The organism is Planomonospora algeriensis (genome assembly GCF_977012225.1).
This window is the reverse complement of record NZ_CDRNDK010000422.1, coordinates 1-5,391: the sequence shown is the minus strand read 5'-3', so window position 1 is coordinate 5,391 and position 5,391 is coordinate 1. Positions and strand designations below refer to the sequence as shown.

General features: G+C 69.2%; 5 protein-coding genes. All 5 read right to left on the bottom strand.

The genetic code is table 11. The annotated features are described in order from the left end of the window. On the bottom strand, window positions 1-101 hold a 101-nt coding region (locus ACWJ6R_RS29285; protein ID WP_449065325.1), incomplete at its 3' end, for a LacI family DNA-binding transcriptional regulator. Then, window positions 91-1,716 carry a glycoside hydrolase family 13 protein gene (locus ACWJ6R_RS29280; RefSeq protein ID WP_449065324.1) on the bottom strand — a complete coding sequence of 542 codons (1,626 nt, stop codon included), beginning with the start codon at window positions 1,714-1,716 and terminating at the stop codon, window positions 91-93. The genes ACWJ6R_RS29280 and ACWJ6R_RS29285, both read right to left, overlap by 11 nt. Before the next feature lie 49 nt (window positions 1,717-1,765). After that, window positions 1,766-2,632 carry a sugar ABC transporter permease gene (locus ACWJ6R_RS29275; protein ID WP_449065323.1) on the bottom strand — a complete coding sequence of 289 codons (867 nt, stop codon included), beginning with the start codon at window positions 2,630-2,632 and terminating at the stop codon, window positions 1,766-1,768. After that, window positions 2,629-3,624, bottom strand: a complete 996-nt coding sequence (locus ACWJ6R_RS29270; protein WP_449065322.1) for a carbohydrate ABC transporter permease — start codon at window positions 3,622-3,624, stop codon at window positions 2,629-2,631. The genes ACWJ6R_RS29275 and ACWJ6R_RS29270 overlap by 4 nt, the downstream gene beginning before the upstream one ends. 24 nt (window positions 3,625-3,648) lie before the next feature. After that, entirely contained in the window at window positions 3,649-4,944 is a 1,296-nt protein-coding gene (locus ACWJ6R_RS29265) for an extracellular solute-binding protein (protein WP_449065321.1), read from the bottom strand. Window positions 4,945-5,391: the final 447 nt, after the last annotated feature.

The window sequence follows — 5,391 nt, the reverse complement described above, 5'->3', positions numbered from 1 at the left end:
TTGAGCACCCGGCTGACCGTCGCCTCGCTCACCCCCGCCTGCGCGGCGATGTCGGTCAGCCGGGCCGTACCGGTGCCGAACGAGGCACCGTTATGCGTCATCGCGTCCCCACCAGACGGCGGAGTCCGGCGCCAGCCGCACGGTGCCGCCGGTGATCTCCACCTCGGCGCTGGCCAGCAGGGGCCTGCCGGGCGCGGGCAGCTCGACCGGCTCGCCGGTCAGGTTGACCGTGACGGCGATGTCGTCGCCCCGGGTGAAGGCGAGGGTGCCCTCCGGGGAGTCCAGCCAGGTCAGCGGCTCCTCGCGGAGGGCCCGCCGGTCCTGCCGGATCCGCAGCGCCTCCCGGTAGAGGCGCAGCGTGGAGGCGGGGTCGCGCAGCTGGGACTCGACGCTGAGCGGTCCCCAGGAGGCGGGCATGGGCAGCCAGGTCTCCTCGATGCCGGGCATGCTGAAGCCGAAGTGGGGTTCCACGTCGGCCCACGGGATCGGCACCCGGCAGCCGTCGCGCCCGTCCTCGGGGTTGCGCAGCCGCTGCGGGTCGGTCAGGCACTCCTCCGGCAGGTCGAGCACCTCCGGCAGGCCGAGCTCCTCGCCCTGGTAGACGTAGGTGGAGCCGGGCAGGGCCAGCGTCAGCAGGGCCGCCGCGCGGGCCCGCCGCAGGCCGAGCTCGCCGTGGCCGTAGCGGGTGACGTGCCGCTTGACGTCGTGGTTGGACAGCACCCAGGTCGCGGGCGCGCCGACCGCGCCGGAGGACGTCAGCGACTCGTCGATCACCTTGCGGAACCGGGCGGCGTCCCACGGGGTGGTCAGGAAGTGGAAGTTGAACGCCTGGTGCATCTCGTCCGGGCGGACGTAGTTGGCCAGCCGCTCCAGGGACGGCACCCACGCCTCGGCGACGCCGATGCGGCCGGGGTAGGTGTCGAGCAGCCGGCGCCAGGCGCGGTGGATCTCGTGCACGCCGTCCTGGTCGAAGAACGGCACCACCTCGGTGCCGATCATCTTGACCTGGTCGGCGTGGCCGACGTCCGGCAGGCCCTCGGCCTTGACCATGCCGTGGGAGACGTCGATGCGGAAGCCGTCCACGCCGAGGTCGAGCCAGAACCGCAGGATCGACTCGAACTCGGCGTGGACCTCGGGGTTCTCCCAGTTGAGGTCCGGCTGCTCGGGGGCGAACAGGTGCAGGTACCACTGCCCATCGGGCAGCCGGGTCCACGCCGGGCCGCCGAAGACCGACTCCCAGTCGTTCGGCGGGAGCTCCCCGTTCGCGCCCTTGCCCTCGCGGAAGATGTAGCGCTCCCGCGCGGGGCTGCCCGCTCCCGCGGCCAGCGCCTCGGCGAACCAGGCGTGCTGGTCGGAGGTGTGGTTGGGCACGACGTCGACGATCACCCGCAGGTCGTGCCGGTGCGCGTCGTTGATCAGGGCCTTGGCGTCGGCGAGCGAGCCGAAGATCGGGTCCACGTCCCGGTAGTCCGCCACGTCGTAGCCGAAGTCGGCCATCGGCGAGGTGTAGAACGGGTTCAGCCAGATCGCGTCGACCCCCAGGTCGGCGAGATAGCGCAACCGGCTCCGCACGCCCAGCAGGTCGCCGATGCCGTCGCCGTTGCCGTCGGCGAAGCTACGCACGTAGACCTGGTAGATCACCGCGTCCCGCCACCACTGGCGAGGAGCGGCCTCCGCGGTGTCGACGACACGGTCCGCGTGGACGAGCTCGGTCATATTTGTCCCCCGATCAAGCGACATATCAGGACGTGATAGCACAGTGGTGTTACAGCTTCGTGGCGCCGGCGGTGAGGCCGGCCACCAGGTTGCGCTGGACGAGCAGGAAGACGATCGCCGCGGGCACCGCGATCAGCACCGCCGCGGCCGTCATCAGGCCCCAGTCGGCCCAGTACTGCCCGACGAACTGCTGCAGGCCCGCGGCGAGGGTGCGCGTGTCGTCCCCCGTCATGAACACCGAGGCGTAGGCGACCTCGCCCCAGGCGGTCATGAAGGAGTAGAACGCGGTGACCGCGATGCTCGGCCGGGCCAGCGGCAGGATGACCCGCCAGAAGGTGCCGAACGGGCTCAGCCCGTCGATCATGCCGGCCTGGTCGATCTCACGCGGGATGGAGTCGAAGTAGCCCTTCATCATCCACGCGCAGAACGGCACCGCCACGGTCATGTAGGCGATCACCAGGCCCGGGATCTGGTTGAGCAGCCCCAGGCCCGCCATCAGGTTGTACAGCGGCACGATCAGGATCGCCACCGGGAACATCTGGGTGACCAGCAGCATCCACATGATCCCGCGGTAGCCCGGGAACCGGAAGCGGCTGATCGCGTACCCGGTCGTCGAGGCCAGGAAGACGCCGATGACCGTGGTCAGCCCCGCGGTGATCATGGAGTTGAGCAGCCAGCTCGGGAACTGGGTCTCGGTCAGCACCCGGGCGTAGTTGTCCAGCGACGTGCCGTCGAAGAACTTCAGCTCGGTGGAGAGCCAGCCGTCGCGCGGCTTGAGCGAGGTCAGGACGAGCCAGACGATGGGGAACAGCGAGATGATGGACGCGACGATCAGCGTCCCGTGCAGCAGGACCGAGCCGCCGAGACTGCGCTCATCGCGGCCGCGGACCCTCCTGCGGGTGGTGACGGCGCTCACCAGACCTCCCCTTGCTTGCGCAGCGCGCGGCGGTAGACGACGGCCATCACGACGAGGAGCAGCAGGATGAGCACGCCCCAGGCCGCCGAGCCCGAGTAGTTGCGGATTCCGGTGAAGGCCTCGCGGTAGGCGTAGGTCACCAGGATCTCGGTGGAGCTGCCCGGCCCTCCGCCGGTGATCAGGAAGATCAGCGGGAACATGTTGAACGTCCAGATCGTGCCCAGCAGCAGGACGGTGCTGGAGACGGTCCGCAGGCCGGGGACGGTGACGAAGCGGAAGCGCTGCCACGGCGTCGCGCCGTCCACCTCGGCCGCCTCGTAGAGTTCCCTGGGGATCGACTGGAGGCCGCCCAGCATGGCCAGCATCATGAAGGGGACGCCGATCCAGACGTTGACCGCGATGACGGCGATCTTCGCCGTGGTCGGGTCGTCGAGCCAGCCCACCGTGCCCAGGCCGGCGGACCTCAGCATCGCGTTGATCACACCGAAGTCGCTGTTGTAGAGGTAGCGCCAGATGAACGCGGCGACGAACGGCGGGATCGCCCAGGGCAGGACCAGCATCAGCCGGTAGGCCGAGCGGAAGCGCAGCCTGCGGTTGAGCATCAGGGCCAGGCCGAGGCCGAGGCCGTAGTGGAGCGCGACGCAGGCGACGGTCCACAGCACCGTCCAGGTCAGCTTCTCCCAGAACAGGCCGCCGGTCAGGATGTCGACGTAGTTGTCCAGCCCGGTGAACTCGTAGGTCGAGGGGATCACGTTGACGCCGATGGTGCGGCCCATCGTGGCCTCGGTGGCGTCGGTCATGGAGAGGTAGACACCGCGGACCAGCGGCCAGCCGACCAGCGCGGCGGTGACCACGACGACCGGGGCCACCATGGCCCAGGCGTACCAGTACTGCGAGACCGCCCGCCGGACGGGGCCGGCCTGCTTGGGGCGGCCCCGGCCGCGGGCGCCGTCAGCGGCGCCCGCGGCCCGGTCCCTGGTCGTGCCGGTCACACGTCCAGTGGAGGTCGCCACGGATCAGCTCCAGTCCTTGAAGATGCCGCGGTACTTCTCGTCCACCGTCTTGAGCATGTCCTCAGGGGAGGTCTTGCCGCCGACCAGGGACTGGTAGCCCTCCAGGAGCGGCTGGAAGAGCTGGCCGCCCTCCGGGATCCACGGACGCGGGGTCGCGGTTTCCATGATCGGCTTGAAGACGGCGACGTCGGGGTTGGCCTTGACGTCGGCGTTGTCGTAGGCGGAGGCGCGGGTCGGCAGGAGGCTGATCTCCTTGGCGACCTTGGCCTGGGCCTCGACGGTGCTCATGAAGCGGAGGAACTCGTAGGAGGCGTCGATGTTCTTGGAACCGGCGTAGATGGCGTAGTTCCACCCGCCGGTCGGGGCGCCGGCCTTGGCCGAGCCCGCCGGGACCGGGGCGATGCCCAGGTTCTCCTTGTCCTTGAACTCCTTGCCCTGGTAGAGCTCCGCCAGCGCCCACGGGCCGTTGTAGATCATCGCGGCCTTGCCGTCCTTGAGGACGGTCATCGCGTTGGCGTAGCTGTCCTGGATGGCGGGCTTGGACGCGGCGCCCGAGGTGATCAGATCGGAGACGACGCCCATCGCCTTGGCATTCTCGGGCGAGTTGATGGTGATCTTCTTGTTCTGCACGTCGAGCATGTCGCCGCCCTCGCCGTACATGAAGGGCAGCAGGAAGTAGGCGTCGACGTTGAGCGCGAGGCCGGCCGCTCCGGTCTTCTCCTTGACGTCGAGCGCGGCCTGCTTGAGCTCCTCGACCGTGGTGGGAGCCTTCTCCCAGCCGGCCTCCTTGAGCAGCCTCTTGTTGTAGATCAGCGCCAGGGTGTCGGTGACCTGCGGCACGGCGTAGGTCTTGCCGTTGTACTTGGTGCTGCTCAGCGGGCCGGGCAGGAAGTCGGACTCGTTCTCGACGGCGCGGGTGCCGTCCAGCGGCTGCAGGTAGCCGAGCGAGGCGAACTGGGAGGTCCAGGCGACCTCGGAGCGGATCACGTCGGGCGCGCCGGTGCCGGCCTGGGCCGCGGTCTGGAACTTGTTCTGCGCCTGGTCCGAGGGGACGTTGACGTAGTTGACCTTGATGTTCGGGTACTTCGCCTGGAAGTCCTTGATCAGGGCCTGGAACGTCGGGCCCTCGCTGTCCGGCCGGACCGTGTCCCACCAGGTGATCTCGCCGCTGATCTTCGACGGGTCGGCGGGCGCGGACTGGGCGGGGGCCGCCGTCGAACCGCTGTCGCCGCCGCCACAGGCGGAGACCGCCAGGGCGAGGGCCGCGACGATAGTCGCGGCCGAGAAGGCTCGCCGCATGATTTCTCCTCATAGCTCAGGGGGCCGGTCCGGGCCCGAGGGCCGCCGACCGGTGTGGAGTACGCCGGACGTTACGCCGACGCGAAGCCCAGTGGAAGAACTTGCTGCAAGAGTCTGCAAACTTGTTACATCCGCACTCAACCACGCGAACCCCGACAACCCGTCCACCACGTGTGAAACGAAGGATATCCGCAGTTCGTAGGGGTTTTGCAGGATTGAGACCCTCATCATCGATGAGCCTGCGGCCTCCGGAGGAGCCCTCGCGCCCATCACGATTCAGAAAGTTGCGGCAAGGGATTGCATAGATCACGTCCAGTGAGTAGCTTCCGGGCAACACCCCCGAAACCACTCCGTGGAGGCCCCGGTGGTCTGGCCCCTCCCCCCACGGCGCGCGAGATCGGCCCCCCTGGCAGGTGCCGCCCTAGGCGGCGTCCTGGTCGCCGCCCC